Source organism: Endobacter medicaginis (assembly GCF_014192375.1).
In the GTDB taxonomy this organism is placed as follows: domain Bacteria; phylum Pseudomonadota; class Alphaproteobacteria; order Acetobacterales; family Acetobacteraceae; genus Endobacter; species Endobacter medicaginis.
The window spans coordinates 15,002-31,235 of sequence record NZ_JACHXV010000018.1; the positions used below are offsets into that span (position 1 = coordinate 15,002).

Annotated in this window: 19 protein-coding genes and 1 tRNA gene; 12 read left to right on the plus strand and 8 right to left on the minus strand. The window is 69.1% G+C overall.

Features of this window, described 5'->3' with window-relative positions; genetic code table 11:
• Positions 1–44 precede the first annotated feature (44 nt).
• The 4 genes from FHR90_RS14660 to FHR90_RS14675 are packed head-to-tail and all read left to right on the plus strand — an operon-like array spanning position 45 to position 4,430.
• The gene (locus FHR90_RS14660) at positions 45–2,294 is read left to right on the plus strand and encodes a TonB-dependent siderophore receptor (protein ID WP_176625198.1); all 2,250 of its coding nucleotides are present in this window, start codon (positions 45–47) and stop codon (positions 2,292–2,294) included.
• Complete coding sequence (locus FHR90_RS14665) at positions 2,291–2,575, plus strand: hypothetical protein (RefSeq protein ID WP_183275467.1); 285 nt, start codon at positions 2,291–2,293, stop codon at positions 2,573–2,575. Before FHR90_RS14660 ends, FHR90_RS14665 begins: the two co-directional genes overlap by 4 nt.
• Entirely contained in the window at positions 2,572–2,877 is a 306-nt protein-coding gene (locus tag FHR90_RS14670; RefSeq protein ID WP_183275468.1) for a hypothetical protein, read from the plus strand. Before FHR90_RS14665 ends, FHR90_RS14670 begins: the two co-directional genes overlap by 4 nt.
• The gene (locus FHR90_RS14675; RefSeq protein WP_183275469.1) at positions 2,874–4,430 is read left to right on the plus strand and encodes a PepSY-associated TM helix domain-containing protein; all 1,557 of its coding nucleotides are present in this window, start codon (positions 2,874–2,876) and stop codon (positions 4,428–4,430) included. The genes FHR90_RS14670 and FHR90_RS14675 overlap by 4 nt, the downstream gene beginning before the upstream one ends.
• Here the strand turns inward: FHR90_RS14675 and FHR90_RS14680 are convergent.
• From FHR90_RS14680 to rfaD, 7 genes are all read right to left on the minus strand, one after another.
• A complete protein-coding gene (locus tag FHR90_RS14680) occupies positions 4,418–5,035 on the minus strand; it encodes a histidine phosphatase family protein (RefSeq protein ID WP_183275470.1) in 618 nt (205 codons plus the stop codon). The two genes, FHR90_RS14675 and FHR90_RS14680, sit on opposite strands and share 13 nt — an antisense overlap.
• Positions 5,035–5,967: a ribose-phosphate pyrophosphokinase gene (locus FHR90_RS14685; RefSeq protein ID WP_176626420.1), complete on the minus strand. Its 933-nt coding sequence runs from the start codon at positions 5,965–5,967 to the stop codon at positions 5,035–5,037. The genes FHR90_RS14680 and FHR90_RS14685 overlap by 1 nt, the downstream gene beginning before the upstream one ends.
• 120 nt (positions 5,968–6,087) lie before the next feature.
• Complete coding sequence (locus FHR90_RS14690) at positions 6,088–7,149, minus strand: hypothetical protein (protein WP_183275471.1); 1,062 nt, start codon at positions 7,147–7,149, stop codon at positions 6,088–6,090.
• Entirely contained in the window at positions 7,146–7,946 is an 801-nt protein-coding gene (locus FHR90_RS14695; RefSeq protein ID WP_183275476.1) for a polyphenol oxidase family protein, read from the minus strand. Before FHR90_RS14695 ends, FHR90_RS14690 begins: the two co-directional genes overlap by 4 nt.
• A gap of 36 nt (positions 7,947–7,982) precedes the next feature.
• A complete protein-coding gene (locus tag FHR90_RS14700) occupies positions 7,983–8,999 on the minus strand; it encodes an SAM-dependent methyltransferase (protein WP_266152856.1) in 1,017 nt (338 codons plus the stop codon).
• On the minus strand, positions 8,996–9,817 hold the full coding sequence (lgt, locus tag FHR90_RS14705) for a prolipoprotein diacylglyceryl transferase (protein WP_176624948.1): 822 nt from the start codon (positions 9,815–9,817) through the stop codon (positions 8,996–8,998). Before lgt ends, FHR90_RS14700 begins: the two co-directional genes overlap by 4 nt.
• A gap of 22 nt (positions 9,818–9,839) precedes the next feature.
• Positions 9,840–10,826 carry an ADP-glyceromanno-heptose 6-epimerase gene (gene rfaD / locus FHR90_RS14710; RefSeq protein WP_176624951.1) on the minus strand — a complete coding sequence of 329 codons (987 nt, stop codon included), beginning with the start codon at positions 10,824–10,826 and terminating at the stop codon, positions 9,840–9,842.
• A gap of 114 nt (positions 10,827–10,940) precedes the next feature.
• Between rfaD and FHR90_RS14715 the strand changes: the two genes are divergently transcribed.
• The 6 genes from FHR90_RS14715 (at position 10,941) to FHR90_RS14740 (ending at position 15,178) form a co-directional block, all read left to right on the plus strand.
• Entirely contained in the window at positions 10,941–11,213 is a 273-nt protein-coding gene (locus tag FHR90_RS14715; RefSeq protein ID WP_176624944.1) for an accessory factor UbiK family protein, read from the plus strand.
• Positions 11,214–11,425: 212 nt separating this feature from the next.
• Positions 11,426–11,926 carry a type III secretion system chaperone family protein gene (locus FHR90_RS14720; protein WP_176624946.1) on the plus strand — a complete coding sequence of 167 codons (501 nt, stop codon included), beginning with the start codon at positions 11,426–11,428 and terminating at the stop codon, positions 11,924–11,926.
• A 54-nt stretch (positions 11,927–11,980) separates the two neighbouring features.
• Positions 11,981–12,856 (plus strand): pyrroline-5-carboxylate reductase, encoded by an 876-nt coding sequence (gene proC / locus FHR90_RS14725; RefSeq protein WP_183275472.1) that lies wholly within the window; start codon positions 11,981–11,983, stop codon positions 12,854–12,856.
• Positions 12,849–13,496 (plus strand): TetR family transcriptional regulator, encoded by a 648-nt coding sequence (locus tag FHR90_RS14730; protein WP_183275473.1) that lies wholly within the window; start codon positions 12,849–12,851, stop codon positions 13,494–13,496. Before proC ends, FHR90_RS14730 begins: the two co-directional genes overlap by 8 nt.
• A 51-nt stretch (positions 13,497–13,547) precedes the next feature.
• A tRNA-Gln gene (locus FHR90_RS14735) sits at positions 13,548–13,622 on the plus strand.
• 98 nt (positions 13,623–13,720) lie between these two features.
• Positions 13,721–15,178 carry a DUF6538 domain-containing protein gene (locus FHR90_RS14740; protein WP_183275474.1) on the plus strand — a complete coding sequence of 486 codons (1,458 nt, stop codon included), beginning with the start codon at positions 13,721–13,723 and terminating at the stop codon, positions 15,176–15,178.
• Here the strand turns inward: FHR90_RS14740 and FHR90_RS14745 are convergent.
• The gene (locus FHR90_RS14745) at positions 15,172–15,309 is read right to left on the minus strand and encodes a hypothetical protein (protein WP_176625466.1); all 138 of its coding nucleotides are present in this window, start codon (positions 15,307–15,309) and stop codon (positions 15,172–15,174) included. The two genes, FHR90_RS14740 and FHR90_RS14745, sit on opposite strands and share 7 nt — an antisense overlap.
• Between FHR90_RS14745 and FHR90_RS14750 the strand changes: the two genes are divergently transcribed.
• Both FHR90_RS14750 and FHR90_RS14755 read left to right on the plus strand, forming a co-directional pair.
• A complete protein-coding gene (locus FHR90_RS14750) occupies positions 15,310–15,813 on the plus strand; it encodes a hypothetical protein (RefSeq protein WP_176625464.1) in 504 nt (167 codons plus the stop codon).
• Entirely contained in the window at positions 15,810–16,205 is a 396-nt protein-coding gene (locus tag FHR90_RS14755) for a hypothetical protein (protein WP_183275475.1), read from the plus strand. The genes FHR90_RS14750 and FHR90_RS14755 overlap by 4 nt, the downstream gene beginning before the upstream one ends.
• Positions 16,206–16,234: the final 29 nt, after the last annotated feature.

Here is a 16,234-nt window from a genome sequence, read left to right on the forward strand (position 1 = left end):
TCATTTACGGGGTCAGTTACGAAACGAAACAACAGGCCTCCGTCATGTCTGCCCGCCTCCCGATCGGCATCGCCCTGCCGCTGGTCGCCCTCGCCGCCCTCTCCAGCACCGCCAGCGGCCAGACCGTCGCCCCGCCGCCGGGCAAGCCCACGGAGGCAGCCAGGCCGGGCAGCAGCGAAACCATCGTGGTGACCGCCACCGGGCTGAGCCAGGCGCTGTCCTCGACCAAGACGCGCACCCCGATCATCGACTCGCCGCAGACCATCTCCATCGTCAGCCGCGAGGAGATGGAGTTGCGCGCCTCGCCGACCGTATCGGATGCGCTGTCCTATCTGGCCGGCGTGCAGGCAGCCCCGTCGGGGCTGGACAGCCGCGTGGACGAGGTCTCGGTGCGCGGCTTCGGTGCGGGCGGGTTCTCGTCGAACAACAATTTCGTCGACGGGCTGCGCCTGCCCTCGGGTGGACAGTGGACACGCACCTCGTTCGATCCGTTCGCGCTGCAGCAGATCGAGGTGCTGAAGGGACCGTCGGGCGCGCTCTACGGCCAGACCGCGCCGGGCGGCGTGGTGAACCTGACCACCAAGCGGCCCACCGACCACAGCGAGGGCGAGTTCTTCCTCCAGGGGGCGGGCTATACGAAGCTGTCGAACTGGCAGGGACAGGGGGCCGCCGACCGCTCGGGGCGGCTGAACGCGTCCGGCTCGGTGATGGGCCGCATCGTCGCACTCGCCCGTGACGGGGGCAGTCAGGTCAACGACGTCAATATCGGTCGCTATTACATCTCGCCGAGCCTGACCTGGGCCTATGCGCCGCACTCGACCTGGACGCTGCTGGCACAGTACCAGCGCGACCAGGGCGGATCGAACTTCCAGTTCCTGCCGATGACCGGCGCGCTGCACCCGTCGAACGGACATTACATCGCCAACGACACCAATATCGGTGAGCCGGACTGGAACACCTTCAACCGCAACCAGGCGCTGATGGGCTCCTTCCTCGAGCACCGCTTCAACCGGTTCCTCACCTTCCGCAACAACACCCGCTACACCTATATCGACACGCTGTACCGGGTGACGGTGCTGTCGGGCGACACGCTGACGAAATGCCCGCCCACGCTGAAGGGCTGCATTCCCGGCGCGACCATCAACCGCCGCGCCGTCGAGGGCCGTGGCCGCAGCCAGGGTGTGGCCACCGACAACCAGCTCGAGGGCCATGTCGAGACCGGCGGCATCCATCATACGCTGCTGGTCGGCACCGACTATTTCTACACGAGCTGGGAACACAGCCGCGATGCGGTGAGCAGCGCGTATGTGCTGCCGATCTTCAACATCTTCGATCCCGTCCCGCGCGGCGATGCGGGCTATGCGAGCCATCTCGGCCCGCAGATCTATACCGCGACCAAAAGCCGGCAGAACGGTCTGTATTTCCAGGATCAGATGCGCTGGCGCCGTCTCTACATCACCGCCGGCGGCCGGCAGGACTGGGCGCATGACGACACGCTCGATATCCTCGCGCAGCACCGCTACATCACCGACTCGCAGAAATTCACCTGGCGCGCCGGCACGGTCTATCAGTTCGACAACGGGCTGGCGCCGTATTTCTCCTATGCGACCTCGTTCCAGCCGCAGGTCTCCGACCCGTCGAGCTCGGTCGGCGGCGTCCCGTTCAAACCGACCACCGGCGACCAGTACGAGGCGGGTCTGCGCTGGCAAGGCGGGCGGGGGATCTACATCACCTTCGGTGGCTACCAGATCACCCAGCAGAACATCACCACCCCCGACCCGCTCGGCCGGATCTGCGGCACCGGCACCTGCCTGGTGCAGACCGGCGAGGGGCGCGTGCGCGGTCTCGAACTCGAGGGCCACGCCTCGCTGCCGTGGCATACCGCGCTGATCTTCACCGGCACCCGTTCGGACGCGAAGGTAACGAAATCCAACACCGCCGGCCAGGTCGGCAACTATCTGCCTCAGGCTCCGAAATGGATGAGCTCGCTGTTCGTCGATCACCGCATCGACGAGGGCAGACTGGCGGGGGCCGGCTTTGGCGGCGGCGTGCGCTATATCGGGCACAGCTACGGCGATACCGCCAACATGCTGTCGATCCCGGGCTACACGCTGTTCGACATGTTCCTGCGCTACGATTTCGGTGTCGCGCACCCGCACGCGCGCGGCCTGTCACTGTCGGTGAACATGCGCAACATCGCCAACAAGCGCTTCGTCGCCACCTGCACCGCGACCTCGGCCTGCTATTATGGCGAGGGTCGCAGCCTGATCTCGCGCCTTGAATATCGCTGGTGAGCACGGCCATGTCGCTGATCGTCGCCGCCGGAATCGTCCTCTGCCTGCTCGCGGGGGCAGCCCTCTACGCGCTGTCCGCCAACCAGATGCTGTGGCGCGCGAAACCCGCCATGCACCCCACGCTCGCCGTCGCCGGCCTCGCCCTCGGTGGCGGCATCGGCGCGCTGGTCGCCACCCACAGCGTCGCGACCGCGCTGATGATGACGGTGTGCGGACTGATGGCCACCTGCTCGCTGCTGCCGCTCGCCTGCGCGCTGCTGCGCGGGGAGACGAGACATTGAGTGCGGGCACGGCCACGCCGATCCCGACCGCCGGTTGGAGTGCGCGCCTGCTGGCCGGTCTGCTGACCGGGGCCGCGCTGTCGCTCGGCACGATGGCGCTGATCGGGCGGCTCCTGGACTGCGTCCCCTCGCCGCAGACGGTGGGCGCGCAGGCGCTGATGTGGCTGGTGGCCCCGATCTGGTGCGCGGTGATGGCCGCCTGCGTGCTGTTCCGCTCGGCCGCGCGCGCCTGGATCGTGCTCGGCGGTGCGAGCGCCCTGGTCTGGCTCGGCTGGTGGGTGGTGCAGGAAATCGCAGCATGAAAATCCGCGTCCGTTCCGACATCCTGCATCTGTATCGCGAACTGCACAGCTGGGTCGGCATCCTCGCCGGGCTGTTCTTGTTCGTCGCCTTCTATGCCGGCGCGATCAGCATGTTCGAGCAGCCCCTTCAGGACTGGGCGACGCGGCCGCCCGTGCTACCGGCGCCGGTGTCGCTGTCGCGCACGCCCGAGCTGATCGAGCGCGCGCTCGCCGCCCATCCGGAGGCCGCCGCCGGCTACAGCGTCATCCTCACGCCCGCCGGCGCGCATCCCGCCCGGCTGGAATGGAGTGATGGCGGTGGCCGCCATCACCATGGCCGCGGCGGCGCCACCGTGTTCGCCGCCCTCGACGATCACGGCGCACTCGTCACCGCACGCCAGCCCGCCTCGACCGCGGCCGGGTTCATCGACGTGCTGCACCAGCAGATCGGCCTGCCGCTGCCGCACGACATCGCGATGCCGATCATGGGTGTGATCGCACTGCTCTACGCGACGGCGCTGACCTCCGGCACGCTGGTGTTCCTGCCGACGCTGGCACGCAACCTGTTCTCGCTGAAGCTGTTCGGCAGCGCGCAGAAGGCATGGCTCGACCTGCACAACCTGCTCGGCATCTTCTCGCTGCCGTTCCACATCGTGATGGCGGTGACCTCGGTGGTGTTCGCTTTCCACGAACAGGTCTTCGTCGTTCAGCACCTCACCCTGTCCACGCCGCCGGCGATGCACCGTCCGCATCCGGCGGCCGGGGCGCCGCCGGTCGCGGCACTGCCGCCAGACGCGATCCTCGCCGCCATCGCGCGGCAGGCACCGGGCGTTGCGGTGGATTCGATCGACTATCTGCAATCCGGCCGCGCGATGCGGATCAGCGTGCACGACCCGCGCTACAGCCTGCGCGGCCCCACGAGCGGGTTCGCCACCGTCGATCCATCGACCGGGCGCATCCTGTCCCGCGACTACCTGCCCGGGCAGCAGCCGCGCGGCATGTCGGTGATCACCGTGTTCTTCGCGCTGCATTTCGGCAGTTTCGGCGGCACGCCGGTGCGGGTGCTTTACCTGCTGTTGGGTCTCGGCGGTGCGGCGCTGTTCTATGGCGGCAACCGGCTCTGGGTGGTCGCGCGCCGCCGCCGCGAGCAGCGCGACGGGCGCGTGCGCGACAGTCTCGGCACCCGGCTGCTCGACCGGCTCACCCCGGGCTGGAGCTTCGGCTGCGTCGGCGGCTGTTCGGCGGTGCTGTGCGCCGCCCCGCTGGTGGCCGACAATGGCAGCGGCAGCGTGTTCGCCGCCCTGTTCTACGGCGTGTTCACCGCTGCCGTCGCCCTCGCCTTTGTCGTGCCGCAGCGCCTGAGCGAGCAGGCGCCGCTATGGCTGGCGAGCGTGCTGACCCTGGCGGTCGCGCCCATCGCCGTGCTGGCCCGCCCGGTCTCTTCCGGTGCCCTGCTGCTGGCGGGCGCCGCCCTGCTGCTCGGCGCGGGCCTCGCGGCACTCGCCCGCCGGTCGGGACGCCGGGAGGTGCCGCTCACCTCACGCCATCGGCCGAGGCCGGTTCAGGCGGCGTGAACGCTCAGCGTCCAGGCGCCATCGTTCGGATCGCACCACATCGGCACGGCGTTCGGCAGCCGCTCGTTCGCACGCAGGCCCATCGCGGAACGTAGGGCACGAAACAGCGCCCCATGGGCCACGATCAGCGCCGGACCGCGGCCAAGGGCGGTGGCGGCACCGGTCGCGCGATCGACGGCGGCGATCGCCCGCGCCCGCAACTCGGCGAACGGCTCCGCCCCTTCGGGCGTGTAGTCGCCGGCGATCCAGGCGTCATACCAGTCGCCCATCGGCTGGCCTTCCTGCACGCCGAAGCTCACCTCGCGCAAATCGTCGTCATAGGTCACAGGCAGCACCTCGCCGGCATCCTGCGCCATGTGCCGCGAGGCGATCTGGGCGGTGCGCGCGGCACGGATCAGCGGCGAGGACACGATCAGCCCGATCGGGGCGTCGCGGGTGATCTCGCCGATCGCGCGGCCGGCGGCCTCGGCCTGGGCGAGACCCTTCTCGTTGAGCGGGATGTCGGAACGGCCCTGGCTGAGGCCACGGGCGTTCCAGTCGGTTTCGCCGTGTCGCAGATACCAGTAGGCGCGCGGGGCGAGCAGGGCAGGCGACGATCCGGGCATCAGTCGAACAGCGAGCTCACCGAGCTCTCCTCGGCGATGGCGCGCATCGCATGCGCGAGAAGCTGGGCGATCGTCACCTGACGCACGTTCGCCGCCAGCCGCACGGCCTCGGTGGCGAGGATCGAATCGGTGATGGTCATCATCTCGATCGGCGAGGCGGCGATGCGGGCCACCGCGCCGCCGGTCAGCACGCCGTGGGTGCAGTACACGCTCACCGAAGTCGCCTTGTGCTCGATGAGCGCTGCGGCAGCATTGCACAGCGTGCCGCCGGAATCGATGATGTCGTCGATCAGGATGCAGTCGCGTCCCGAGACGTCGCCGATCACGTTCATCACTTCCGACACGCCGGCGCGCTCGCGGCGCTTGTCGATGATGGCGAGATCGACCCCGAGACGCTTGGCCAGCTCGCGCGCACGCACCACGCCGCCGACATCGGGGCTGACCACCATCAGGTTGCGGCCCGCATAGCGCTCCTTGATGTCGCGCGCGAACAGCGGCGCGGCAAAGAGATTGTCGACAGGGATGTCGAAGAAGCCCTGGATCTGGCCGGCATGCAGGTCGAGCGTGAGCACGCGGTTGGCCCCCGCCTCGACGATCAGGTTGGCGACCAGCTTGGCCGAGATCGGCGTGCGCGGGCCGGACTTCCGGTCCTGGCGGGCGTAGCCGAAATAGGGGATCACCGCGGTGATGCGTCGCGCCGAGCCGCGGCGCAGCGCATCGAGCATGATCAGCAGTTCCATCAGGTTATCGTTGGTCGGATAACAGGTGGACTGGATGACGAAGACGTCCTCGCCGCGGACGTTCTCCTGGATCTCGACGAAGATCTCCATGTCCGCGAAGCGCCGCACCGAGGCGCGGGTCAGCGGCAGGTTCAGCGAGGCGGCCACCGCCTCGGCGAGCGGGCGGTTGGAGTTGCAGGCGACGATCTTCATGCGGTCGGCTTCATGGCTCGGACGTGATCCCCGCTCGGCATCTCTGAATTGGACGATCGGCCCATATCCGCGGCAGGCGACCGAAACGCGCCCGCGTCATAACAACCTCGCCGCGGCCTGTCACGAGCCCGGATCGGCCGGCTTGTGGGTCTTGCGGGTGGCGGCGGCGAAGGGTGCGAGAGGTTCCGACAGGTCGGAATTGAGCTTCTTGACCCCCGGCGCCTCCTCGTCCGGCGCCAGCACCGCCGGTTCGCCCGCGCCCGGCGGCCCCGCGGCGGAAGCGACATCGGGCGGTGGCGGCGGCAGCAGGCGGCCGGAATGGTTGTCGATCACCGTGCGGATGCCGGGCGCGGCCTCGGTGACCACCGCCAGCGCGATATCGCCCCAGGCGTGATCGAGACTGCCGGCCGGCACGTCATGAAGCTGGGTGACCGCACCGGCCTCCACGCCGCTCGCCGGCTTCACCCGCCAGACGATCTCGGTCTTCTGCACGCGCCCCTGCGGCGAGGCGGTGGCGGGTGCGACCGAGACGGTGCAGCTCACCGCGTAGTCGGCCTTCGCGGCACTGGAGACGAGTTGGTCCTTTGCATCCGGCAGCAGCAGACGCAGCTCGTCGGCGAGTGCGCGGTTGCCGTCACCCGGCGCGCCGCTCACCCCGGAGAAGAAGATCCGTGCCGGCCGGTTGATCAGGCTGTTCGGATCGGCCCGCATCTCCGCCGAGCGCAGCCCGGTCAGCGTGGTGACGATCTGCGGCGCCGCAGCCTCGGCCACCTGATGCAGCACCTGCGCATCCCCCGCCGACCAGGCGACCGCCGGCACGGCGGCGCCGTCGCGGTGCCCCTTGACCGCCCCGGTCGGGGTCAGCACGACATAGGACGGCACCACCGAGCCGCCGGCGAGCCTTGCGTCGAGCCGCAGCCGCCAGTCGCCGGGGTGCGGCGCCCCGATCTCGGCCGGGATCGACTGGCCGAGCAGCGCATCGGTGGTGTCGTGCGCCCAGACAGAGGCGGCGTGGTCGTCGAGCAAGGCGTTCGGCGACACCGTGACCGCGAGCCGCGCGGGGGGTGGCGCGGAGAGGATCGCGCCCATGCGTCCCGGCTCGCCCCGGAAGGGCTGCGGCAAGTGACAACCGGCGAGCCCGGCCGCCACGGCCGACACCAGCAGCGCGCGCCGGACGCTCAAGCCGTCACCAGCGCGATGGCCGAGATCTGGTGGCCGATGCGCCCGCCGCCGGCCAGCGTGCGCCGGCGATGCGAGAAGAAATGCTCCGGATCCGACAGCGTGTCGCGCCCCAGACCGCTGGCGCGCGCGCCGCCGCGCGTCAGACGCGCGACGCAATAGCCCGGCAGGTCGAACAGGAAGCGGTCGCCGCGACCGGGACGGAAGAAGCCCTCCGCCGAGCCATCGCAGCCCAGCACCTGCTCGCGCATGTCCTCGCCCACCTCGTAGCTGTCGGGACCGATGCAGGGGCCGACCACGGCGGTGATGCTGTCGGCGCCGAGCTCGGCCATCGCCGCGAGTGTCGCTTCCAGCACACCGCCGGCCGCACCCCGCCAGCCGGCATGGGCGGCGCCGATCACCCCGGCATCGGCGTCGGCGAACAGCACCGGCGCGCAATCCGCGGTCACCACGCCGAGCCCGATCTCCGGCCGGCTGGTGACCAACGCATCGGCCACCCCGCCCGCCCCGGGCGCCCAGGGCGCGTCCACACGCACCACATCGGCACTATGCACCTGGGTCACGCCCAGCAGATTCGCCGGCGCGACCCCGACCGCCTCGGCGACCCGGCGTCGGTTCTCGACCAGCGCCTCCGGCGCATCGCCGCTGTTGTACGAGCAGTTCAGGCTGCCCCAGTCCTGGCCCGGACGGCTTTCCGACACGCCGCCCCTGCGGGTGAAGAACCCGTGCCGGACCCCGTTGAGCGAGGCGAGCAGTGGCGAGGCGAGATACTCCGCCCCTCCCGGCGCCTGTTGGCGCATGACCGGATCGGCACGCATGGTCGACTTTCTTCCCCCTCAGAATCCCGGCGGAACGCTCGCCGAGGGGTCGCACAGGCACAGCGCTTTGAAAAGACGTCCCATCCGTTCCGGGGCTGCGAGACGATGGGCGGCGTCGATCAGGGAGCGCGCGCGCTCGGGGGCGGCGCGGGACAATGCCTCGGTGCGGGCGAACAGGCCAAGCGCGCTCAGCAGCGCGCCCTGCCCCACCGGGCCGTGAACGGCGGCCCCGGCTTCCCGCGCGCACTCACCAAGGGTGATGAAATCGACATGCGCGGTCAGGTCGGCCTCGCCCGGCGCCTCAAACGGATCGGCGGGGCGGCCGCCGCGCAGGGCCTGAAGCGAGCCGCCCTCCGGGAAACCCTCTTGACGCGAATCATAGCCGTAGTCGACCAGCAGCGCGGCGCCGCCGTCGCGCGCCAGCCGTGTGGCCAGGGCGGCGGTGAAGGCGAGGGCATCGGGCGACCATTCCGCCACCTCGCCCTCGCCGGCGCGGGCCAGCACGGCCGCGGGCGCCCCGTCCGGCTCGCAGGCGGTCTCCACCACCCGACCGGATGCGACGCAGCGCTCTTGCCAGCCTCCGTCCCGCCGCACCCACTGCCGCACCGCCAGCGCGTCGAGGAACTCGTTGGCGAGCAGCACCATCGGGCCGGGTGGCACCGTGTCGAGACACTCATGCCAGACGGGTGCGAGCCCCGGCCGAACGGCGGCGATCGCGGCGCGCTGGAGGTCGCGCAGGCGGGGCGAGGTCTCGATCAGGTGCAGATCGATCGCCGTCGCCGCGTCGGGCGCGACACGACCGATCAGCCGCAACGCATCGGCGATCAGCGTACCGCGCCCCGGCCCGGCCTCGACCAGGCGCAGTCGCGGCGTGTCCATCGTCCGCCAGACCGCCACCGCCCAGGCGCCGAGCAGTTCGCCGAACACCTGGGTCAGTTCGGGGGCGGTGACGAAATCGGCGAACGGGTCGTGGCGGGCGTAGTAGGCGGCAGCGGCCTGCCCCATCCAGCGGTCGAGGCGGAGGAGCTCGCTCACACCGCCACGGCGGGACGGTGGCGGGCGCGCCAGATCAGCGCCAGCCCGACCAGCAGCATCGGCAGCGACAGGATCTGGCCCATGGTGATGCCGCCGAAAAGCGGCGCGATGAAGCCGAGGAACACGTCCGGCTCGCGGAAATGCTCGCAGAAGATGCGGGCCAGCGCGTAGCCGACCAGGAAGATGCCGCACAGCAGCCCGGGGCGCGCACGCACCGAGGCGCGAGAGGCGAACGCCAGCATGACCGCGAGCAGGATCACCCCCTCGCACAGCGCCTCGTAGAGCTCGGACGGATGGCGCGGCACCGGCCCGGCCTGCGGGAAGATCATCGCCCAGGGCAGGGTCTCGGGCGCCGGCCGCCCCCACAGCTCGCCGTTGATGAAGTTCGCCACCCGACCCAACCCGAGGCCAAGCGGCACCACCGCGCACAACCGGTCGGAGAAGGTCAGGAAATCGAGCTTCTGGCGCCAGCAATACAGGGCAAGTGCGATCACCACGCCGAGCGCGCCGCCATGGAAGCTCATCCCGCCATTCCAGACATGCAGGATCAGCGATGGATGCGCGAGATACAGGCTCGGCTGGTAGAACAGCACGTAGCCCAGCCGGCCGCCGAGCACGACGCCGAGCGTCGCCCAGGTGAGGAAATCGTCAACCTGCAGCGGGGTGGCAGCCACCGGCGGCCACGCGGCGATGCGGCGCATCAGCCGCCAGCCGATCACCAGGCTGACGATATAGGCCAGCGCATACCAGCGGATGGCGATCGGCCCGAGGGCGATCGCCACCGGGTTGAACTGCGGAAACATCAGCACGGGCAGCAGTTCGGTCACGCGGCGGAGGCCTTCACAGATGCGGCTGGCCGGCGACGAGATGCCCGCCCACGTAGCGGTGCACGCCCTCCTCCAGCGAGGTCCAGGGCCGCGTGTAGCCGGCGGCGCGCAGGCGGTCCATCCGTGCCTCGGTGAAGCTCTGATACTGACCGCGCAGGGCCGCCGGCATGTCGATGAATTCGACCGCACGCGGCTGCCCGGCGGCGTCGCAGACCGCATGAGCAAGGTCGAGATAGGTGCGGGCGTCCCCGGTGCCGAGATTGAACAGGCCGCTGACGGAGGGATTCTCCCCCAGCCACAGCAGCACGTCGACCACGTCGCCGACCCAGATGAAATCGCGCGCCTGCGCGCCGTCGGCCATTCCCGCGCGGTCGGAGCGGAACAGCCGCGCCGGTCCGCCGGCCGCGATCTCGTCGTATTTGACCTTCACCACCGAGATCATCCGGCCCTTGTGCAGCTCGTTGGGGCCGTAGACGTTGAAGAATTTCAGCCCAACCCATTGCGGCGGTGCTGCCTCGCCGGCGCGCACCCGGCGCCTGACATCGAGGTCGAAGGCATGCTTCGACCAGCCGTAGAGATTGAGCGGACGCAGCGCATCGAGGCGGTCGAGATCGTCGTCGAAGCCCTGCGCGCCATCGCCGTAGGTCGCGGCCGACGAGGCGTAGATGAACGGCACCCGATGCGCCGCGCACCAGTCCCAAAGGCGCTGCGAGAGGGTGACGTTGCTGTGCCAGACCAGGTCGCCGTCGCGCGCGGTGGTCTCGCTGATCGCGCCGAGATGGTAGATGCGCTCGATCGGCGGTGCGTCGGCAAGGAAGGCGTCGAGCGCATCGGGCGCAATGATGCGCGAAGGCGGGTGGGCGGCGAGATTGCGCCACTTGCCGCCGCCGGATTCGTCGATGCCCAGCCGGTCGATGATGACGGTCTGCCGACCGCTGGCGTGGAAGGCCGCCTGCAGGCAGGAGCCGATGAAGCCGGCACCGCCGGTGATCACGATCATCGCGCGGTTATATTCAGCCACCCCGACATGCGCCATAGGGCGTCGGTCCTTGCCGAGCGGCTCGGATCACCGCATCTATGCAGCGAGCAGGCCCTTTCCGACGGATCCATCGACATGCAGCAGCGCCCCCGTTTCCTCGACGATCTCGCCGGTGTCGCCGGCGGCGCGTTCTCCGCCGTGTCGGGCCTGGGCGACGAGCTCACCGCGCTGATCCGCGGCCGCATCGACGAGGCGATCGCCCGCCTGGCCCTGGTGCGTCGCGACGAGTTCGACGCGGTGGCCGAGCTCGCGGCCCGCGCCCGCGCCGGGCAGGAAGCCGCGGAAACCCGGCTCGCGGCTCTCGAAGCCCGCCTCGCCGAGCTGGAAAGCAAGCCCGACTTCCCCTGAGTCTCGGCCCCGGGGTGTCATCTCCGCGCCACAGCGTGACCGCGCGGTGACGGCTTGCCCCACACCTTGGGACGCGGGACGCTTGCGGAGCGGGCCTTGCGTCCATAACCTCATCTTGGGCCTCAAGCCCCGCAGCCAAGTGCTGCGAGTCGCAGACGTGGGGGCCCTTGCCCGCCGGGCTTTGGGCCGTCCTCCAGACAGGAGCGCGCCGCATGCCTGCCCTCGACCTCGCGATGGACAACGCGTCCAACCCGCTCGACCTGCTCGAACAGATCGCCGGCTCGAACGAATGGGCCTTCGACCGCCGCAACGATTCCGAGATGGCCGCCGAAGCCCCGGGGAAATGGTGCGATTACGGCCTGTATTTTAACTGGTCGTCCGAGATCAGTGCGATGCAGTTCACCTGCGCCTTCGACATGAAGGTGCCGGCCAAGCAGCGCCGTGCCCTGTACGAACTGCTCACCCTGGCCAACGAGCGCCTGTGGATCGGCCATTTCGGTCTGGATACCGAGGACGGCGTGCCGCTGTTTCGCCATTCCGTGCTGCTGCGCGGCGCGCCGGGCGCATCGCCCGAGAGCCTCGAGGACATGGTCGATATCGCGATCACCGAATGCGAGCGATTCTACCCCGCCTTCCAGTTCGTGCTCTGGGGCGGCAAGACGCCGCAGGAGGCGCTGGACGCGGCGATGCTCGACTGCGCCGGCGAGGCGTGACATGGCTGGGCCGCCCCGGGACTCATCCCGGGCGGGGCCCAGCGACATGAGTTCATGAGCACATCCAAGCCTCTGCCATCGCTGCTGCTGGTCGGTGCCGGCAAAATGGGCATGGCGATGTTCGAAGGCTGGCTCGCCGACGGGCTGGCGCCTTCGGTCGCAGTGCGCCCGTCGCCCCTCGACCTGCCGGCACCGCACCGGCATCTGGCCAGCCTCGCGGAGCTGGGCGGATTTCGCCCGCAGGTGGTGGTGATCGCCGTCAAGCCGCAGAAGGCGGCGCAGGTGCTGCCCGAACTGGCCCCCATCGTACAGTCCAGTGGCGCGCTGGTGATCTCCGTGATGGCCGGGATCGACACGGCCTCGCTGGACCGCGCGCTCGGCGGCGGCGTCAGCTGCATCCGCGCGATGCCCAACACGCCTGCGGCGATCGGCCGCGGTGTCAGCCTCGCCTACGCCCCGCTCGGTCTCGGTGACGATGTGCGTCGTGGCCCGCGCGCGCTGGCGACACGGCTGCTCGCCGCGTGCGGCGACGTGGTCTGGCTGGAGGAGGAGGCACAGATGGATCCGGCCACAGCGATCTCCGGCTGCGGCCCGGCCTATGTGTTCCTGCTCGCCGAATTGCTGGAGGCGGCGGCCGTCGCGCATGGCCTGCCAGCCCCGATCGCCCGCCAGCTCGCGCGGCGCACGATCAGCGGCTCCGGCGGCCTGCTCGATCTGCGTTCCACCGACGCGGCCGAGCTGCGCCGCGCGGTGACCAGCCCGAACGGCGTCACCGAACGCGCCCTGGCGGTGCTGATGCAGCCGCGGGCCTGGCCGGCCGCCATCGACGCCGCCATCGATGCCGCCGCCCGGCGCTCCGCAGAGCTCGCCGACGAGCTGTCCCGCGCACTCGCCGCGCCGTCGCCCAGGAGAGTCACCCGCGATGAGTGAGACATTCGACCGCGCCCTGCTCGCCGCCGCCTTCGAGGAAATCGAGTGGCAGGGCTGGCACAGCTTCACCACCGCCTCGGCCGCCCGGAGCGCCGGGCTCGACCTGGGTGAGGCGCGCGCACGATTTCCGACCCGCCTGTCGGTCGCGTTGCGCTTGGGCGAGCTGGCCGACCGCGCCGCACTGGCCGCCCTGCCCGCCGATCCCGCCGTCGCGCCGGACACATCGCTGCCGGCACCGCTGCTGCGCGAACTGCTGTTCGATGCGCTGATGCAGCGCTTCGATGTGCTGCAGGGCTACCGCCGCGGCGTGCTGGCGATGCTGCGCGCCGCCCGTTTCGATCCCGCCCTGGCCACCACGCTGGCGGTTGCGACACCGCTCAGCATCGGCTGGATCGCCGATGCGATCGGCATCGGCGGCAGCGGGCTCACAACTTTGTGGCGCCGGCAGGTGCTGACCGCGGTCTGGACCTACGCAGCACGGGCCTGGATACGCGACGAGAGTCTCGACCTGTCCGCCACCATGGCTGCCCTGGACCACGCCCTCGACCGGGCGGCGAGGCTGATCCCGCTCGGCGCGCCTGAGCCGGAGAGGCCGGCGGCGCCGCCGGCCCGGTCCGAGCCGACGACGCCGGAGGTCTGAAACCCGGCTTTACGCCGCCACCGGCGCCGACTATCAACGGCCCGTCGCGGATGGGGCGTCGCCAAGCGGTAAGGCAGCGGATTTTGATTCCGCCATGCGGAGGTTCGAATCCTCCCGCCCCAGCCATGTGTTTTTTGCATACCTTATCAATGACTTAGCCGCCAAATGGGGTCGCGTTTTGATGCATCAATTTGATGCCTCAATCCGGCCTGCGGGCGAGGTCGATGACGGGATGCGTGCGACGGCGTGGCGACGGCTGGTATTTCCGCCGGGTGCTGCCGGCCGATGTGCGAGCGACGCTGGGATGCGTGGTCATCGAGCGGACCCTGTCGACCACGCGACACCGTGAAGCGCTGCTGAGAGCGGCGGCGGTCTATCTCCAAGTCGACGGCGTCATCACGGCTGTGCGCGAGGGTCGGCTCGATACCGGGGTTGAGCTGCTGCGCCGCATGCGTGGGCAGCCGCCATGGGTTTTTACGGCCGCCTCACGTGATGACATGCCGACGGGTGCTGGGCCGGTTGTCGAGCGGAAGCCGGTCTCGAAGCCGAAGCGTCAGCCCCCTGCCCTGTCGACCGCCAAGCCCGTTGACCGTCGGCGGCGTGTGGCCGGGTCGACGGTGTCCGAGATGGCATCGCGATTCCTTGTCGCCCGAGCCGATACGCTGAGCGGTCAGACCCGGCATCAGAACGCAGCTACCTACCGCATATACACCGAGCTCTTGGGCGATGGTCCGATGCGCGCGGTGGCACGGTCAGATGCCGGGAGGTTCATCGAGCTGATGCGCCAGATTCCGGCGTCTCACGGGAAGGCAAGGAATGCGGTCCCGGCCGACCAGGCGATTGCGTTGACCGCTGGAAAAACGGGCATCAAGCGGCTGAGCGAGCGCACGCTTCAGCGGCATGTGTCGGCACTCGTTCAACTGTGGGCGTGGGCGCTTCCGATGGGCGAGGCTGAGGCGAATCCTTGGACCGGTTTCAAATTCGTCGGCGTCAAAAGCGGGGCCAGGAGCCGGCGGCTGGACTGGTCGACGGAAGACCTGAAGCGGCTGCTGGCCGAGCCTTGGCGCGGCAATCTCGGCATCTCACACAGCACATATGCCTGGATTGTAGCCATTGGGGCATACTCCGGCATGCGCCTGGAGGAGATTTGCCGGCTACGACTGGGTCCAGATGTCACGATGGTCGACGGGCGCCTGGTGCTGCTGCTGCAAGAACACGACGACGGCTGGACTCCGAAAACGGAGGCCGGATGCCGGGCGGTGCCGGTGCATCGCCGACTGCTAGAGATGGGCCTGGCTGAGTTCGTGGCGGAGCGGGCAGCCCGAGGCGACGAGTATCTATTTGGCGACCTGCGGGCGTCCGGTCCGGACATGAAGCGCGGCGCCGGGTTCAGTCGGGAGTTCAGCAAACACAAGTGCCGCGCAGGGGTCGGCAGCAGGACCGTGTTTCATAGCTTTCGACATTCGGCATCCACGATTTTGCGAAACACCGACACGGGGATTCGAGCGGAGTGGATTGATGCGGTCCTCGGGCATGAGAACGGGTCGCGCAGCGAGGGTGCCGGGACATATCTGAAGCGCATCGGGCTTCAGAATTTGGCGCGCACGATTGACGCTATCGAGCATGATGGCGTCGATTTCTCGACGCTACTTCGAAGCGCGCCCCGCGCTCTTAGTCATTGACAAATCGAAAACAACCAGCTACCAATACTGCCGCACGTGAACAGCATGACCTCCTCGATATCGATTTGAAGCCCGGCCGCCATCGCGCGGTCGCTGTCGTCTTCAGCCTTCGATATCACCAGGAGCCACATGTGCCAGACCCATCCCTGCCGACCGAACGTGCGCTGTTAGCTGGCGCGCAATTTCTGCACAATTCACTGCAGTCCGACATGACGAGCTGGGTGATGCGGCATCGCATTGCCGCCGAGGGCTCACGTGTCGACCAACAGATTCTCGCTGCCATCGCTCCGCTGGAGGGAGGGGCCGCGATTGCGGACATGCTGCAAGCTGACCGCGATATCGTGAGCCTCGGGCTCGATACGGCGACTCTTTACGAGCCCCGTGTGCGCATCTCTATCTACGCAGCACTAAGCGGCCACAGCCATTCTGCGAAATCCTGTGCGACCGCCTGCCATTTCCTCGATGTCCGAGGGCCGTGGCTGCATGCTTGGTCTGAATTGCGGCATTGGCTGAATGAAGCCGATATGGAGGCCGGCGAGCGGTCTGCTCAGCTGCACAAGTTCAAGCGGGCCGACGACTCGTACGCTCAGCAGAACCACCGCCATCTGTTGAAATTTGCCGGCGTCGCACAATGAGGCGCCGGGTCATCCGGCCGCCAGCACCTCGACCGCCGACACTGTGGACGCTGACCGCGCCGCAGATGCAGGTCATCCGGCATCAGATGCGGATGTGGCGCTCCTGGAATCCCGACTGCAACATTGCGGCTCTCGAAATCATGAATCTATGCCGGCTGCCGACCGTTGCCGTGGACCCGGGCGATATGCCTGTCGTCGTCGGCCGAGCCGATATCTGCGGCGGTGAGCTCGTGCTGTCCCGGAATGATGTCGATGCCCGTATGCGCTGGGTCGGCGATGGGCGTGTCCGATATCGCGATGATGGGCTGTGTCACCCGGCGCCGGAACAGCTGCTGCGCGTGATGGTGCTGCGAGCAGTGGCCTGGCCGAAAGTCCGCATAATTAGACTATAGATTCCGTAAATAGACCGGTCGGAATGGGA